This window comes from Ensifer adhaerens (assembly GCF_028993555.1).
Classification (GTDB): Bacteria; Pseudomonadota; Alphaproteobacteria; order Rhizobiales; family Rhizobiaceae; genus Ensifer; species Ensifer adhaerens_I.
The window spans coordinates 108,338-123,871 of record NZ_CP118613.1 but is presented as its reverse complement, the minus strand read 5'-3'; the positions used below and the strand labels follow the sequence as shown (position 1 = coordinate 123,871).

Annotated in this window: 13 protein-coding genes; all 13 read right to left on the bottom strand. The window is 60.9% G+C overall.

The annotated features are described in order from the left end of the window. Positions 1-386 precede the first annotated feature (386 nt). The 13 genes from PWG15_RS36435 to PWG15_RS36375 all read right to left on the bottom strand — a co-directional run bounded on the left by PWG15_RS36435 (position 387) and on the right by PWG15_RS36375 (position 14,461). On the bottom strand, positions 387-1,271 hold the full coding sequence (locus PWG15_RS36435; protein ID WP_275028088.1) for an ArdC family protein: 885 nt from the start codon (positions 1,269-1,271) through the stop codon (positions 387-389). 220 nt (positions 1,272-1,491) lie between these two features. Next, positions 1,492-2,541, bottom strand: a complete 1,050-nt coding sequence (locus tag PWG15_RS36430) for a Fic/DOC family protein (protein ID WP_275028087.1) — start codon at positions 2,539-2,541, stop codon at positions 1,492-1,494. A 69-nt stretch (positions 2,542-2,610) separates the two neighbouring features. Beyond that, on the bottom strand, positions 2,611-2,814 hold the full coding sequence (locus PWG15_RS36425; RefSeq protein WP_012881325.1) for an antitoxin VbhA family protein: 204 nt from the start codon (positions 2,812-2,814) through the stop codon (positions 2,611-2,613). A gap of 120 nt (positions 2,815-2,934) precedes the next feature. Then, positions 2,935-3,267 carry a DUF736 family protein gene (locus tag PWG15_RS36420; RefSeq protein WP_275028084.1) on the bottom strand — a complete coding sequence of 111 codons (333 nt, stop codon included), beginning with the start codon at positions 3,265-3,267 and terminating at the stop codon, positions 2,935-2,937. A gap of 400 nt (positions 3,268-3,667) precedes the next feature. Further along, positions 3,668-4,165 (bottom strand): thermonuclease family protein, encoded by a 498-nt coding sequence (locus tag PWG15_RS36415; RefSeq protein WP_275028163.1) that lies wholly within the window; start codon positions 4,163-4,165, stop codon positions 3,668-3,670. Positions 4,166-4,176: 11 nt separating this feature from the next. Beyond that, on the bottom strand, positions 4,177-5,430 hold the full coding sequence (gene repC, locus PWG15_RS36410) for a plasmid replication protein RepC (RefSeq protein ID WP_275028083.1): 1,254 nt from the start codon (positions 5,428-5,430) through the stop codon (positions 4,177-4,179). A 575-nt stretch (positions 5,431-6,005) separates the two neighbouring features. After that, the gene (locus PWG15_RS36405) at positions 6,006-7,445 is read right to left on the bottom strand and encodes a chromosome partitioning protein ParB (RefSeq protein WP_275028082.1); all 1,440 of its coding nucleotides are present in this window, start codon (positions 7,443-7,445) and stop codon (positions 6,006-6,008) included. Between the two features lie 282 nt (positions 7,446-7,727). Then, a complete protein-coding gene (locus tag PWG15_RS36400) occupies positions 7,728-8,360 on the bottom strand; it encodes a plasmid pRiA4b ORF-3 family protein (protein ID WP_050746828.1) in 633 nt (210 codons plus the stop codon). Between the two features lie 89 nt (positions 8,361-8,449). Then, positions 8,450-8,965, bottom strand: a complete 516-nt coding sequence (locus tag PWG15_RS36395) for a hypothetical protein (protein ID WP_275028081.1) — start codon at positions 8,963-8,965, stop codon at positions 8,450-8,452. After that, positions 8,922-10,796: a site-specific integrase gene (locus PWG15_RS36390; RefSeq protein ID WP_275028080.1), complete on the bottom strand. Its 1,875-nt coding sequence runs from the start codon at positions 10,794-10,796 to the stop codon at positions 8,922-8,924. The genes PWG15_RS36395 and PWG15_RS36390 overlap by 44 nt, the downstream gene beginning before the upstream one ends. Before the next feature lie 3 nt (positions 10,797-10,799). After that, entirely contained in the window at positions 10,800-12,611 is a 1,812-nt protein-coding gene (locus tag PWG15_RS36385) for a site-specific integrase (RefSeq protein ID WP_275028079.1), read from the bottom strand. Next, on the bottom strand, positions 12,601-13,758 hold the full coding sequence (locus PWG15_RS36380) for a tyrosine-type recombinase/integrase (RefSeq protein ID WP_425536862.1): 1,158 nt from the start codon (positions 13,756-13,758) through the stop codon (positions 12,601-12,603). Before PWG15_RS36380 ends, PWG15_RS36385 begins: the two co-directional genes overlap by 11 nt. A gap of 349 nt (positions 13,759-14,107) precedes the next feature. Continuing rightward, positions 14,108-14,461, bottom strand: a complete 354-nt coding sequence (locus PWG15_RS36375) for a ParB/Srx family N-terminal domain-containing protein (protein WP_275028076.1) — start codon at positions 14,459-14,461, stop codon at positions 14,108-14,110. Positions 14,462-15,534: the final 1,073 nt, after the last annotated feature.

The window sequence follows — 15,534 nt, the reverse complement described above, 5'->3', positions numbered from 1 at the left end:
TCACGCAAAATCCAGAAATTCATTGAAGTTTCCGCAAATGATCTTGAATCGCGCGTTGGCGTCAAGGAGTTTTTAGTTAACTGAAATTAACGGTTGTGGCGAACTGGATTCGGTGCATGATATCAGAGACTTACCTGAATTGTCAGTTGACAACTCCAGTAGAAAAACGTGCCGAAAGCCGTCGTCGAATTCGATTCTGCGAACGAATCGGTTGCAGGTATTGCGACTCACCAATGAGTCGAACTGCCACAAGCGACCGGTAGAAGCCGGTCACGAAGCGATCGCCCTCCCCCAAGGAATAGGCTCTCTCCCAAGGTAGTCTGGCGGGATGCGATCTTTCACAGGCACTCGCTCGATGAGGTGCCAAGGCAGAGGAGCGAAGGCCGCTAAGCGGCCCTGCTCTGCTGCCGCGCTTGCAGCCCGTGCAGATAGTCGGCTGCTGCCTGAGCCTTGGCGGCCACTGTGATGATCGCCCGCTTGTCGTTCCTCAACGCCTTGAGCCAGCTTTCCAGATAGGTGGCGGTATTGTCGCGAGGATCGTGGGCCACTCCAAGATCAGCGCAGAGGAATGAAGCGGAGAGCTCGGCAACCAGCTCCTCGATGGCGTAGGTTTCACTGCCGAAACGGCCGCTCAGGTCGCGATCTAGGCGATTCTTTGCACCTGACCAATGCGACATTTCGTGCAGCAAAGTCGAGTAGAGGTGAACCTCGTCGACGAAGCGTGCCCGATCGGGCATGAGGATGTCGTCGGGGGCGGGACGATAGCACGCGGTTGTTCCGCCGTAGGTGATCGCCGCGCCGGTGTTGCGGACGAAGGTTTCGACGGTCTCAAGATGCGGAACTGGCGTCGCCGGCAGCTCCTCGATCGGTCGATAGAACCGGCATGGAAGGTTCTCGATCTGCTGGACATTGAAGACCGTGTAGCCCTTGAGATAGGGGATGGCGCGTTCGTCGTCACCTTCGCGCTCCTTCGGGGTGAAAGTGCCATACTTGACGACGAGGGCACCTTTCTCGCCCTTTCGGACCTGTCCGCCGAGATCCTGAGCTTGGCGGTAGGTCATCCAGGTGTTTTCCTCGTAGCCGGCGAGTTCGCTTGCGAGCCACAGAATCAGGACGTTGATTCCGCGATAGGCTTCGCCTGTGGCGCGGCGCGGAACGAGGGAGCCGCGGCTGTTTCCGCGCCAAGGCCGGATCCACGGCTTTGTGCCGGCTTCAAGCTGCTCGATGATGGCATCGGTGATGCGCTGGTAGGTGTCCTTGATGCTCTGCATTGCCGTCTCCTTCCGTTGGTTGACGGCAAAAAACGGCGATAGCCGAAGCGAGCCCATGCACCCGCAGGGCCGCAACAGAGTGGAGGACCGCGCCAGCGGTTGCGTGGGGGAGGGGCTATCGTAGCTTGTCCGTCAAATCACCCAACGGACGGGGAGGGCGCAGAGCATTGGCGCTTTCTGCTCATGGATAGCTCTTGCAGCTTTAAAGCCGATGGGCCGGTTACCGCCCACGATCGTCGTCGTCGCGCTCACGACTGCGCTGTGCCGCCATTTGCGCCTCGATCGCCTTCAACTCCGAGTCATGGTCCTGCTGTGGCTGCCTCGATGGCGCCGCCTGCGATTGCGCCTCCTGGGCCGGCTGCTCTCGCGTCACTCGGGACAAGTCCGATCGGGCAGTGAAGGTAATTTCCCCGTCGTCCGGCAATCTCTCCGGCAGATCCGCGCGGTCGGCGACGACAATTCCTTGATCGGTCACAAGGCTGGCAATGCGATCGTCGTGGCCGAGAACCGTTCCTGTGATCTCCTCGCCCGGGCGGGCGGTGCGAACATGGTGTTGCAGAGGCTCTTCGCCGACCTCGCGCAAATCTTCGAATGCGGATCGAATGGCCTCCCGGCGGGCCGGGTTCATCGCGTCCTCTATCACATGCTTCATTGCGGGACTGGACGGGTCGTTCGTAGTCTCGATCGACGCCTCGATTATGCGCGGCCTGGTGATTACGGAAAAATCGATCTCTCGGCCGTAATGGCGGCCCAGCTCGGAAATAAACGCCTCCTGGGCACGCCCGTTGCCCTCTCTGAATGGATGCACATAGTTCAGCTCTGAGAGGACCTTTGCGGCCCGGTCAGCAAACTCCTCCGGCGTTGCATTGCGAAGGGCCCGCGGATCTCGGATCGGCTTCAGCGCCTCGTCCAGGCCCATTTCTATGCGCGAACCGGGCAGGAAGGACGTGCCGCCCTTGGAGAGTCCGCCGATCGGCTCTACGCGCTGTCCCTCGACGAGGGGACTCTCGTTGCGCGTATGACCGGCCCATTCGTAGACATCCTGAAAAATGTAGCCGTGAATCGCCTTCAGGTGAGCCTTGTCGAAATTGCCTTTCGGGCCGTCTCCTTCAGCAATTTCCTGCATCCGCACGGCGGTCGCGCGATACTCTTTCACGCGAAGCTCGGAATGGGTTTCAATTCCCCATCTGTTTTTTAAAACGTTCGTCCGGTCCGGATCGTCTGACGTTGTGGGGTAGGTGTAGGAGCCTTTGGGGCGGTCATCAGCCATGGCGAAGCTCAACAAAAAGCCGCCAGCTCTCAGCAGGCGGCCTTCTGCTCTTGAAGGTTGATCGGGAGGTTATCTGACAGGCGGCTCGATCATGAGCTGCCGGTATTCCTCGCGGGTGATGTCGCCGGCAACATACCGCGCGGTCGCCTCCTCGAGGGCAGGATCGTGAACGTAGCCCTGCCGGATATTGGCAGCGCGCGCCTGCTCGGCGGCCTTGCGCCGCTTCTCGATGGCTTCCGGGGAACGATCCGGACGGCGGGAATGAACATTCATCGGCAAATCTCCAGTTACGGGCCACCCTAGCAGGAAAAATGCTGAAAATCCAGCACTTTGCCGGATTCTCCGGCCTTTCGAAGGTGGGCGCCCGGCTGCTCGCCGGGCGCTGTGAGCGGTTTAATCGCGTGGTTCCCATTCGATGATCGCCTGCAAAGAGGCGTCGTCCTGGCCGGGGAACCGGCCGAGATTGGCGTTGTAGCGAAGCTTGCGGATCGACAGGGTGTAGTACGGCTTGCCGTCCTGGTTCTCTTTCTTCCAGATGCCGCCGACCTCGATGTCATGACCGCGCGGTGACTTGGCGTAGACGCGGTGCGTCGGGGCCTTTTCATTCTCGGACGCGAACGGCACAACCTTGATGTCCATGTCGCGGTCGATGGTGGAGATGAGGCCGGCGCCCTTTGCGGTGTCGAGGTTGTCGCCGTCGAACTGGATGTAGTTGGTGATGTTCATGTCTTTCACTCCTCTTTGGTGGTTGCGATGATCGTTCCAAAGGCACGGCGGAAAGCGGTGCGCACCGTAGGCCGGAGCGTGAGCGGAGGAGGCGAGAGGACGCAAAAATTTGGCTCTCGCGAGGAAGCCAAAGGCGGGGAAATTTTTGTGGCGTCCGCTTTGCGTAAACCGCGTCGACGTGCGAACGAGCGTAAAAAGCAACCGCCTTGGAGGAGTGTGGCTTGAACCGTTTTGGCAACGTTTCCCCGTTTGTCAGCGACGTACCAACCGCACAATTCGCGCCAATATGATGCAATGACGCGACCAGATCAACGGGTTTTTCGGCGATTCCGACGGCGACACTGAAGCAATATGGTTCATGCGCCGTCGGCGCCGTTGCGCCATATTGGCTATCTCCCGGTCACGGTATCCGGGACGATTTGGAACGGCGGTATTCGTGCGGGCTCTCGATCTCGGCCGACCACATGCCAAAGCCGTTATCGCGGGCGCGGTTCTCGGCCTGGCCGTACTCGACCTCGCTGATCGAGTGGGTCGCCGGCAGATACCGTAGCATTGCCTCCGCCAGTCCTGCCTTTACCATCGCAAGGCCGATGTCGACGTCTCCAATGAAGCACTGGCCCACCAGGCGGCGATACTGATCCTGATCGATGATGTCGCAGCGAACGTGCTGGCCGTCGATCATTTTCCCAAGATAGCTGCGCGCTGCGACGCCACAGCGCCAAACCTTTCCGTCTTTCAATCCGGTCTGGTCGCGCTCGCAAGCATCGATCGCCGCTATCCTGATTCGCTGATTCCGGATGCTGATGGTGTCGCCATCGATCACGCGGGCACGGCCGGAATAATCCGCGGCCTCCGCCGGACCGTGAACGATGACAAGCGCGGCGAAAAGCGCCGGCAAAGCGTTACGTCTCAATGTCTGACCTCCATGGAATTTCGGGCAGCGAGCCCGAAGACAGAGCGGGCGAGATGCAGTTCGCCCGCGGCGGCGCGGTCCGTCATAGCCCGCAAATAGCCTCCCGGCGAGCTAACTTCCTGCCGGTCGTATTTCTCAAGTGTCACGGCAACGGCGACGGCGGCTTGCTGCTCGCCCATCTGCTCGACCGCGCGGGCGCGGGCATCCTCGGAGATCCCGGCAAACCGGCACATCAGCGGCACGGCCCGCGCTAGGTCGGCCCAACTGCTGGGGGCAAACCCGTAGGTCTTCAGCGCTGGCACGGCCCTAAGCACGTCTTGCAATGCCACCATTGCCTGCGGCAAGCGCCGTGGCTGGTTGATTTCGCTCCGGCCTCGCCTCAGGCTTTCTTCAAAAGCCCAGTTGCTGGCGGAGCCAGCCTTAGCCGAACGCCGTTCCTGATTACTCTCGTCAAAGGGATGAGGGGTTGTAATCTGTTTGTGCATGCCGTTTTCGACATACGGGCATGTCATATTTTGCGTTTCTTGCGCTTCTGCCGATCGGCGCGGGAGCTGCATCATCCGCTCTATCAACCACTCCAGAAGATCCGTTGCCCGGCGCAGCACGCGACTCGATGCCTTGCCGGCGATTCCGACAATGTTGCTCACCCGATCTATCCGGGCGCCGATACGGCTCAAAGAATCCTCCGAGAGACGCGCGGCGGCCGAGAGGGCATAGCGAGCATTGCGAAGCGCCCCGCGGTAGCGCCGTAGCGCCGCGTCGGCGGCTTTCTTCTGAGCCCGAACCTGTCTCACGAGCTCGTCAAGCTCGGCATATCGCAAGATCAGGATGCGAAGGTCGATTCCGCAACCGTCCGTGATCTCGCCGTCGCCATTGCGGATGGGATAGCGCTTGTAGTTGCCACTGTCCTGCATCGTGATCAGGCCAGCGTCGAAGAGGCTGGATAGCATGCGGCTGACGCGACCGACCGACCGGCCAATTTCGAAGGCCAGTTGCTGGTTCGACTTGAATACGATCGGACGGCCGGACCTGTCGAATGATTCAGCGGGAACCGTATTGATCAACGCGACTAACAGGTGGCTTTCGGTCCCGTTGATTAGCCCTGTGCATGTCAGGCTTTGAGCAAGCACGGCCAATTGGGCACGCGTCACGGTTCCGATATCCGCCGACTCTGCCAGACGCCGGAATTGCGCACGCTGCGGCGTTATCCTGCGGCCGATTGGCCGCTGATGAATTTGGGTATTCCCCATTCCTCGTCTCCACTTAGGGACCAGGCAAAGCTTCGCCGTTCACCGAAAAGGTGCTTTTGCAATTGACAGGGAAGGGAGGGTCTGCGAGAAAGGATTCGGCTAATTTATTGACTCATAGACCCCGCTTCCGGACTTGTTCGGGAGCGGTTTTTCTTTTCTGGTCGGGCCTGTCATCTCCGTGAAATTTGATCAGAATGCGTGAGCGCCGGAATCACGACTGATTCCGCCATTTGAAAAATAACCTCATAAACCAAAAAGGTGCAACAACGTGCTACACGCAAAAGCCTGTAAGGCGCGTGTTAAAGCGAGAATGCCCTTACTTCTTAATGGTTTGCCGCATCTTTACTGACCTCAAAACGCCGCTGTTGAGCCCCAATGCTGAAGCAATTTGATGCAAAACAGTTCCTGAAACGCAAGAAAACCCGGCGGGCGGGAAGGGGAGTTTGAGGGGAGGGGAATCGGGCCTCCCCTCAACATGATTGTGGGCCAGGTCGATCCTGGCCCACGGTCATCGGCGGTTGTGAAGCGGGAAGGGCCGGTCACGTGGGAGGAACGTGACCGGCCCGCGACTGATGTTACTCAGCCGCTTGGGGAAACTGCTCGTCTCCGGTGATGCTCTCGGCTCCAAGTTGTTCCGCCTCGGCGGAGGCTATGCGAACCGGGGCCGGTATCCAGCCGGTTCCGGCAACAAGGCGATCTGCGATCGTGACGGCTTCGGACTTCTTGGCGGCGGCTCTCACCGACAATTCCGCTTCGCTGCCTCTCGCCTCGGCCACCGTAAGCTCAATGGTCGTGCGGTTGACGTGCTTGAAATAGCTGTCGCCGGTCGTCTCGAACCAATCTGGCATGTTCACTTCGAGCGCTCGGCCAAGCTGGTTCGCCTGCTCAATGCCGCTCTTGCGGTCTGTAAACTTCTTCTCCACCGCATTGACCGAGTGCGCCGCGCCGAATGCGAGAAGCATCATCACCATGTCTTGCGGCTGCTCCAACAGCCAATCGAACAAATCGGCAGGGTTTCCCGGCAGGTGATGGCCGTAGTTGTCCGCAAGATCGTTGAAGGCGGCAAGCCCCTTGCAGCTTGCGGCGTCCTTCAACGACGGCTCCAAGCGTTCGTGCGCGAGCGACAACTGTAGAGCGCTCTGCTCCGAATTGTACGGATAGGCCACACGCAGCAGCATCGCGTGAACAACGGCAACAAGCGCCACGTCCGGATTATTCGCCAGTTCGATACGCAAAGCAGCGGTCTTATGAGCCGTCAGGTCCTCGATCAGCGTGGCGGAATGGCTGATGCTCGGTGCCTTGGGTTTTGCCGCGCCGCTGGCGCTCTGCAAGCCTTCGCCGTCCTCGTCCTCATCTCCCACCGCCTCGGCTTCTCCCGGCTTCACAAAGCCGCGCTCGATGGCAAGCCGACCGTAATAGTCGAGGAACACGAAGGTTCCCGCCTGTTCCAACGCCTCCGGGCTATAGGCTTCCGATCGGGCATTGAGAGTGTCGATCCGCTTTTCGAGGTCGGAAAGCTTCGCCTCTGCCTCGTCGTCGGCCATGCCGCTTTCGATCAACTCTGCAAGCTCGTCATATTCCGTCTGTGCGGCATCAAGCGCCGCCTGATCTTCCTCGGAAAGAGGAAGATCTTCGGGATAGTGGCGCTTCATCGCATGATAACCGGCAGGGGCCGTGGCGGAGCACTCCACCCATTTCCAACCTTCGGCACGTACGGTGGCCGCGGCCGTCTCGAGCTTTTCAGCCACGAGTTTTTCGACCAAAGCAACGTCCATTCCGTAACCGGCGTTTCGCTCGTCAAAAAGCTCGCGCTGAACCTGTCCACCGGCTTCTTCGTAAGCCTCCAGCCCGCCGATGAACTGCATACGCTTATCGGTCGCCGGAATCATTTCCTCGGTCAGCGCTCGCCGGATCGAATGAGGGTCGCGGTTCCAAGAAGGAAGCGAGTTCCAGACGGTCACCTGCCTTTCGTGATCATCGCTGACTGTGAAGGCCGATAGCTGCGCAAAGCTCATGTCCTCGTCGCGGAACTGCTGCAAAAGGATCGGCGAAACGCGGGCCAGCGCCAGCCGCTTGCGGACAATGGTTTCGGTCGTGCCGAACCGGGCGGCAATGTCGGCAATGTCTTTTCCCTGTTTGGCTAGTGCGTCAAATGCCTCGTACTGGTCGACCGGGTGGAGATCTTAGGTTATGCGTCAAGTGTCCTTTTAGCTGGAAGATACTGATTGTGGGGACTTTTCAGCTCTGACCGGTATTTCGAGTGTATCTTTGGCTCCGCACTCTCTTGGGGCCGTCAATCAGGCACATTCGCGACGGAAGCGATAGTTGCCCTTTGATACGCGCATGGCCTTGGCAATCGCCTTATTGATGTCATCGAGATTGCAAGTTTCCGGATGGAACTTGCGGCCTACCCATCGCCGCATGGCTTTGTGCTCATCATGCTCAGGATCGAGCCAGGCGTCGAGGAAGTCGGCATAACCTGAAGTTCCTCCAACATCTTCTGGAGGCCCGGACCGTTTGCCGGCAATGCAGCGGGGATATTGCACACCTTCCTCGCGGGCGACGCGCTCCAGACGCAGCAGATGACGCCAATTATCGCCGAAGTCGTATTCGTAGAGGATCGTCAGAGCGCTTTCGTCGCGGTCGTACGGGAAGTGAAGGTCGATCATTCTGACCTCGGTCGCCTCAAAGGTCCGGCTGTCTGACAGACCGTCCTCATCGAACTCCGGGGCGCCGTAGATCAGACCGCCGATGTTGAACTGATGCAGATGACTGTCGGTCCAGCCGAAGGCAGCCTGCAGCACTTCGTGGAGTTGGGCGAGGTTGAGAGTGATTGGCAATTCGAGAGTGCGGCTGATCTCGGGATCGATGTCGAGGATATGAACCTCGGCGCGCACGATGAAGCTATCTGGGTCAAACGGGTCGAGCATATCGGGATCATGCCGGGCATAATGGTCGCACGCAATGGATGAGCCAGCAATTGTTGAGTGTGGCGACACAAAGTACTCAGTGATCGCGATCAGGATTTTGGTCCGCGCGGGATAGGAACGGGTTTCATGCCGCGATCGCGTTCGGCAACAAGGCGGGCATTATGACGTTTCTGCCGCTCAACCTCCGTTTCGGCTTCGAGGATGCGCTTCAGTAGGACGGCATTTTCCGTCACCATACGCCGCTCCTCGATCTGCAAGACCTGGATCAGAGCGCGCTGCTGGGCGAGTTTGTCTTCCCAGGCCGCCAGCTTCTCGGGGACGATCTTGCGATCGCTGGCGCGACGCAACTCGTCGAACATCGAGCGGTGGTTGGTGTAGATGGCGTTGCGGCCGACACGCGCTTCGCGTGCGAGCGTGGCAATGGTCAGACGGTAGGATCGCTTTTGCAGGTCCGGGTGTGTGGGCAGTCCCTTCACCAGGCGCTCCAGAGCCTCCCGCAGCTTGCGGTCGGTGTTGCGCAGGCGTTTTTCCTGCGGCGTCAGCGCCGGTGTTTTACTCAATTTACGTGCCATCGCGACCATCCTTTCCATGATCGAGTTCGCCAAGGATGCGATCGCATTCGGCGATCCGTGTTTCCGCAACCCTGCGGCTGACCGGGTCGAGGCCAGGATGAGCGAGAAGATCGGCATTGCGGTCGCGGCGCGCCTGCCAGACCGGTCGATGCCGGGCCGTGACGGCAAAGTTGGCGCAGGTGAGACACGTGCTTTCAGTCCGCAGCGCGGGGTTGGGTCCTTTCTCGTCGCCGAAGCAGGCAGCCGTTTCGACGCGGTAGACACAATAGCCCCAGTCGCAGACCCCGAGGCGGAGGTCCGTTTCTTCCATCAGGAAACGGACATAAGCCTGGACATCGCCGTCGCGTGTGCGCCCGCGGAACTGCGAGCGAGCGGCAATCATGCGTCCACCCTTGCCGGCGAGCGTCATCGCCGTCAGCACCTCTTCCAGGGCGGCGCGGGTTTCTTCCCGGGTATGCCGATCGATCAGGTCGTCAAGCGCGAAGTCGGTTCCGACATAGCCACGATCGGTCATGGCCCGGGTCACATGGCCGAAGTGCGCCTGAAGCGCATGTAGTCCGGTGCGGTCGCGTTTGCCGACAAAGCGCGCAAAGGTCTTTCGGCCCTGATGGGTGTTCAGATGCCAGGGCTCGCCCTCGTGGTCCGGCAGGCCGATGAACGGTGCGAACAGATCGTTCAGCCGCCGTATAATCGTGGAGACGACGGGCAGGTCAGTTCTCGCAGCGGGACCGACAAGGCCCGTGCTGGCCATCACCAGAAAGAGCTCGGATCGCCCGCTTTGGGCCCGCAGGCGAGCGGTCAGTTGCTCCATGACCAAGACGGCCCGTTCGACGGGCGCTGGAGCAACCCAGCGGTGGGCTTCGCCGTCGACGCCGCCCGCCGTCTTGTAGATCTGGCCGGCGAGATAGGCGAAGCTCTCGCTGCCATCACTGGCAGGATGCTGCTCGATGCAGCCGACCTGAAGGCCAAGGATCTCCGAGACTCGGGCGCCGACCAGATAAGCGATGACGACAAAGCATGCGTCGTAAATGCGATCTGCAAGATACCGCACCTGCTTAGTGCTGGTGACAGGCGCTTCATGCCAGGGAGATTCCTCTCCGGAGAGGGTCGAGAAGGTAAACTCCCTGATCGCGTCGGTCGCGACGAACCCGGCCTTCGTCTGGCTGATGCCCCTGGCAAGGGCATCGTCATACGCAACCTGCGCCTGCGTTTGCAAAGCGATGACTTCGTCCGCCGGCTGTTCGATCAGCCGCAAGGCCGCCGAGACCAATGGCACGGCGACCGCGTCCGGCGTATAGGGAAGCCAGCCTCGGTCACGCCGAACGAACGGCGGCACAGTCCCTGGGAATGGATCATCAATTGCCACTTCCGGGAACTTCGATCCTTGGAGATACAGAAGCGTCAGCAAATTTGCGTAGTGTTGCAGGGTCATGGCCGACAGCGCCTTGCCCGGCTTGCTGCCAGGACGCTGCGCCATCGCCGCTAAGAACCTATCGCTGCCATCGCGGTCGAGATCGGCGAAGCTGCGGTACCCTTGCGCCGCCATCCAGCGGATCAGCGTCCTCTGCATATTAAAGACGCGGACGATCGTCGAATCGTGAACGTTGCGGCGGCCTGCAGGCGGGTCCAGCTTCAGGCTCCACAGGAACAGTTTGGCCGCCTCTCGCCAGTCAGCCCATTGCGGATCGCTGAACCCGCTGTCGTCGGCCAGGGTAAATCCCCAGTCGAGCGAGAAGTCACTCCGGTTTGCGCCGGGGCGATGGCCGTCGAGATGCCAGACCTGGTCTGACCATACCGAGCGCGCCGATATTCGAAGCGCTGGCCTTGCCGCGGCTGCAAGATCGGGTGCCGTGGACGCTTGCATCGCTCACTCCAGCGCCGGCAGGATTGGCAGAGCCAACATTCGACCTTCGGCCTCCGCACGCAGCGACTGCGGGAAGTCCGGCAGGATGTCGTCGACCAGGATGCGCAGGCTCGGCGCATACAGAAGCTCGAAGCGGCGCGGATCGATGCGCTCGCGTGCGCGATCCAGTTCCTCCTTCGCCTGAAGGACACGCGCCATGTGCTCCGCATCGATCGGGATGACCAGTCCCGGGCAGCGCAGGCATCCGCCGAAGTGCCGGCAGATCCTGCCAGTCGCCGATCCAGGCGCTGTGCCAGTGGCCGGGTTGAGACAATCATGGCTGAACGGAGCCGTCGCATCGCTCGCCAACGCAATCCGGTCACGTTGCGCCTGATCTCCGGCGTCCGCTCTTATTCCGACGATCCAACCGAGCATCAGCCCCTGCAACCGGGCGATGGTCTCGCGTTGGACGCGACGCGTCTCTGGCCCCTTGATGTAAAGCTCAGTCGTGTCGGCGCGAGCGTGATTGAGCACGTCTTGTGTCGCGACGATGTCGCCGCCGGACGCCTTGTAATATTCGGTGGCGACGCTGCCCCGCAGCAGAACGGCGGCAAAATCCGGCAAGAGTTGGCGTGCGCGCTCGGGCGCCGCCTTGTTCCAGATGGATATCCGGGCATTCGAGCGTTTGATGAACGCCTTCAGGGCATGCGACAAGGTCGCCTCCACGACGAGCGTCACCGCGTCCTTCTTCTCACTCTTCACCAGGAATAGCCGGTTGCGATCCTGGCGGCTGGCCCGGGCCGCGAGCGGCGCGGTCATCGCCAGCAATTTATCGATTAAGTTCGGCGCCGCATGTCGCCGACGCCGGTCGAAGGATCGCCGCTGCGCGCGCTTCACCTTCGCACCGGCCCGGGGCTTGGCCCATTCGACGATGATACGATGCTCATCGAGCGGATGCGCCACTTGGCAGTCGCGCGTCACCAGTCGCAGTGCATCCGGATTGCCCGCCGCCTGGATCGAAAGCGCGATAAAGAATGCGACGACCGTTTCGCCGGTCAGGTGAAGATAACCGGCAAGGTGACGAAGGCCGCCATGACGATTGACCGCCGATATGTTGACGCCGCTGCGTATCGCAAGCGTCCGCGACGGCAGCACGCCGGCATTCACACCCGCAAGCGCCAGGACCAGGTCGCACAGCTCGGGATCGACGCCATCGACCGGGCCGCTCGCCGCAAGGATGGTCCGTCCCGTTTCGAAGCGCTCCCACGCCTCGTCGATTTCCTCATAGCACGCGCCCAGGATCGCCTTGAGATCCGCTGCGCCAAGACGCGGTCGCGTATCGGCATTGCGGCTCGGCCAGACCCGCCAAGGGAAGTCGATGCGGGCAGGCAGCCGGGACGGATGCCGGCGCTTGGTCCAGTCGATCATCTGGCGAAGCTGCATCAGCACATTCGCCCGCGATCCCTTCGACCAGGGCCGGTTCGTCTGTCCTCCAACCTGGCGATCCAGCCACGCGATGTAGCGCCCCACCATCGCACTGGTCAGATCGTCGGCGGACAGGACCTGGCCGTCCTCCACCACAAAGCGCGCGAACGTCCGCAGCGCCATCCAGCAATGACGCTGTGTCTCCCGGCTCGATGCCGCATGATGGTGGCGGAAAGCATCGGCCAAAAGTATCGCGATGTCCGACGGCAATCCGAGCGTGCCGGGATCGTAGCGCTTTGTGACCTCGCCCCAGCCGTCGCGGAAGACGACGATGGTGTCGGCCGGCCGGTCCAGAACGATCGGTGTCGCAGCCGACAGCCGCCGGTCGATGTGCCCGCGTCTAACGGCCATCGGGGATCAACTCGCCATAGAGATAGTCGATGCTGTCGGCGAGTTCCCGGGCATTGAGCTCGACGCAGCGCAGGTAGATCGCCGTGCTCTGGATCGAGCTGTGCCCCAGCAGAACCTGCACGATCTTCAGCGGATTGAGGTCCGGCGTGGTCAATGCCTGCCGCTGCAACCGCACCAGCATCGTCATCGCGAATGTGTGCCTCAGATAATGCAAGGTTCCCGTCACACCGGCCGCCCGGAAGGCCTCAGCAAACACCGCCGTCAATCGCGCCTTGCTGACGGCGTTTCCCTGAAGGTTGAGAAAGAGCGTGGAGGGCGGCCGATAATCCGGTCGCTGGCGCCGCAACGCCCGGACCTGCGGCGTGCGAACCTCGTCGATATAGCGCTGCGTGCGGTCGACCAGGCGGATCGGCGGATAGATCGTGCGCGGCTTGTCACCCTTGGTGATTGTCAGCGGCACGCCGATCAGAGGATGATCGTCGTCATCCAGATGCGCCGTCTCCGGAACCTGGAAGACGGCAAGGCCGCAAAGCTCCTTGCGCCGCAATCCCGTCGCCAGCGCCCATTCCGCCATCAACCGGTAGGGCATCTCGAGATGCGCAAACACCCGGCGCAACTGATCGACACGCAACGGTCTCGGCAGACGTTCGTGCTCGGCGACCGTCAGGATATTCGCCGCCATGATCCCCGGACGCCCGTCCACATGCGCCAGGAATGATTGTCGCCGGCCGGAGCCCACTCGAACGTCGACGAACTGGAACGGCAGACTCTCGATCCAGCCGCGGCCCTGGGCCCATGCATAGAACCGGCAGACCGTACGGACCCGATCGTTCACCGTCGACCGCGCGTATGGCCGTTTCGTATGCGGGCTCGGCTGTGACAGCATGCGATTGCGCCAGGCCGCAATCTCCGCCTCGCTCACACCGCGCCAGTCGAGACCGGATTGCTCCAGACTGTCGAACCAGTCATGCAAGTGCTCGCCGTAAGTCCGGATAGTTTCCGCGGCGTGGCTACGACCGGGAATCGTCGCCAGTTCCATCAGCCAGGCAAACGCCGGCTCGATGATCGACATCCGTTCCGACACCAAAATTGGAAAGCCGGCCGGGATTGCGGCATAACCCATCGCCGCCCTGATGATCCGCACCACGATCTGTCCTCTTTGCCCGCCGTCGCTCAAAACAACAAAAGACATCAGCAGGACCCAAAGCCCTGCCCAGCAACAAAGAAGACAGTTTCTCGAACCGGATGTTATCTTGAGCGGAGCGCCTTCGGCGCACTCTTCTCTTTTGAATGCGAGGGGTTCCCCTCGCGCTCTCCCGTTCGCCACGTGGCAGGGGTGCAGGACTTCGCCTGCACCCCATCAAAAAAGCTTGTGGTGTCGCCGCCGCCTCAAGTGTTGTCCTCGCTACGCTGCGGGAACACTTGACCCGGACGTCCGTGTGCCTTCCTCGATATGCCCCGCGAATATGGCCCACAACCATGACGGTCATACGAACTCAACAGGACAGTTGCGACGCAGAACCTAACATTTCCTCGCGCATGACGTTCTCTGCGAGGCTGATTTCCGTGGCGGTCTCCCCTTCGCGTTCCTTGCACTCGACGGGGTAATCCTTGGCGATCTCGCCCGCCTCGGCCAACAGATTGAGCGCAGCCAATCGGCGGCCGCCGGCGACGACGAAATAGCGGCCCTTCTTGTCGCCCTTGCGAACAACGAGGTTCTGCAGAAGTCGGTAGCCGTCGGCGCGAATGTTCGCAGCCAGCGCCTCGATGCCCTCGGCGCTGTAGGTCTTGCGCACGTTTCTCGGATCAGCGTCGAGCTTGCTCAATGCAACAGTGATGATGTCAGTCATGATGGTTCCCTTTTTCCCTATTCCCGCGAAGCGGCCTCATGCCCGAAGGGGCAGGAGCCCCGCTCCTGCTCCCCGAGCTCGCGCGGAGCAGCGGGGGAGAGGGGGGCCAAGGGGACAAATCGGAGGGGGATCACCCGCCCAAGGGGGCGACGCAAAATCCGCCTCGAGCGGATCCGCGTCGATCCTGCACGGAGCGAGCTAAGGGCGAGCGCAGGAAGGACGGGGAGACCGATTTTCCCCTTGCAGGGGAGAGGGGGCAGAGCGCCCTTTCCCCACTGAAGCAAACAAATGAGCATACCAGGCGGAGGCACAGCCGAAGCCAGTTCGCGCGCCGCTTGACCGGTTAAAGGGGCAGCCGCAGGAGGTTTAGCATAGCGATCGCCCGAAGGGCGGAAACCGGGACCGACTGCCCCCGGGCAAGCGGTTCATTTTGGTCTTCCACCTCTGGTGCCGGCGTTTCCCACAAGCCTTCGGCAAACCCTACGGCGCTACCTGGCGGGCGCGGGTTGCCTTCGGCTGCTCCGCTCCCTGAGGGTCGCTGCGGCCGCTTGCCGGCCTGTGCCGGCGCGGCTGGAAAACGCCTCGCGCGACTACGCTGAACTCCTCAACAGGGTGGTGACCGGTCGTGTCGAACGTCGTGAGTGGGGCCGATACCAGAATGACCGGTCTTAGTATCTGGTGCGCGAAAGCTGACATTCGAACTACTATGACGGATATATTCTTCGCGCTGCCATCCGCGATGCGACTATGGCCTAGGAAATTCATGTACCTCCACCTGAGTTCCACTGCCTGGCTACGGCGTGGCGATAAATGGGGGCTCCGCGGAGGTGGCGATGCATAGGTTGTCTGACGACAAATTTCCATCTAATGTAGTGATCGTCAAGCGGCAGTTCTAAATACTCTCGTCGCTTCCCCTTGTGTTTGATTGCGACATTTATAGCTGATCTGCCGATTGCTACCATTGTCAACATTTCGCAAAATTTCGACGCTGTTTTTGAGGGTTTACGAGAAACACAAATTGCTTTGACTTGACTTACGCGGGGGCGTCTATGTGCAAGTGTTTTCGCTGGGTA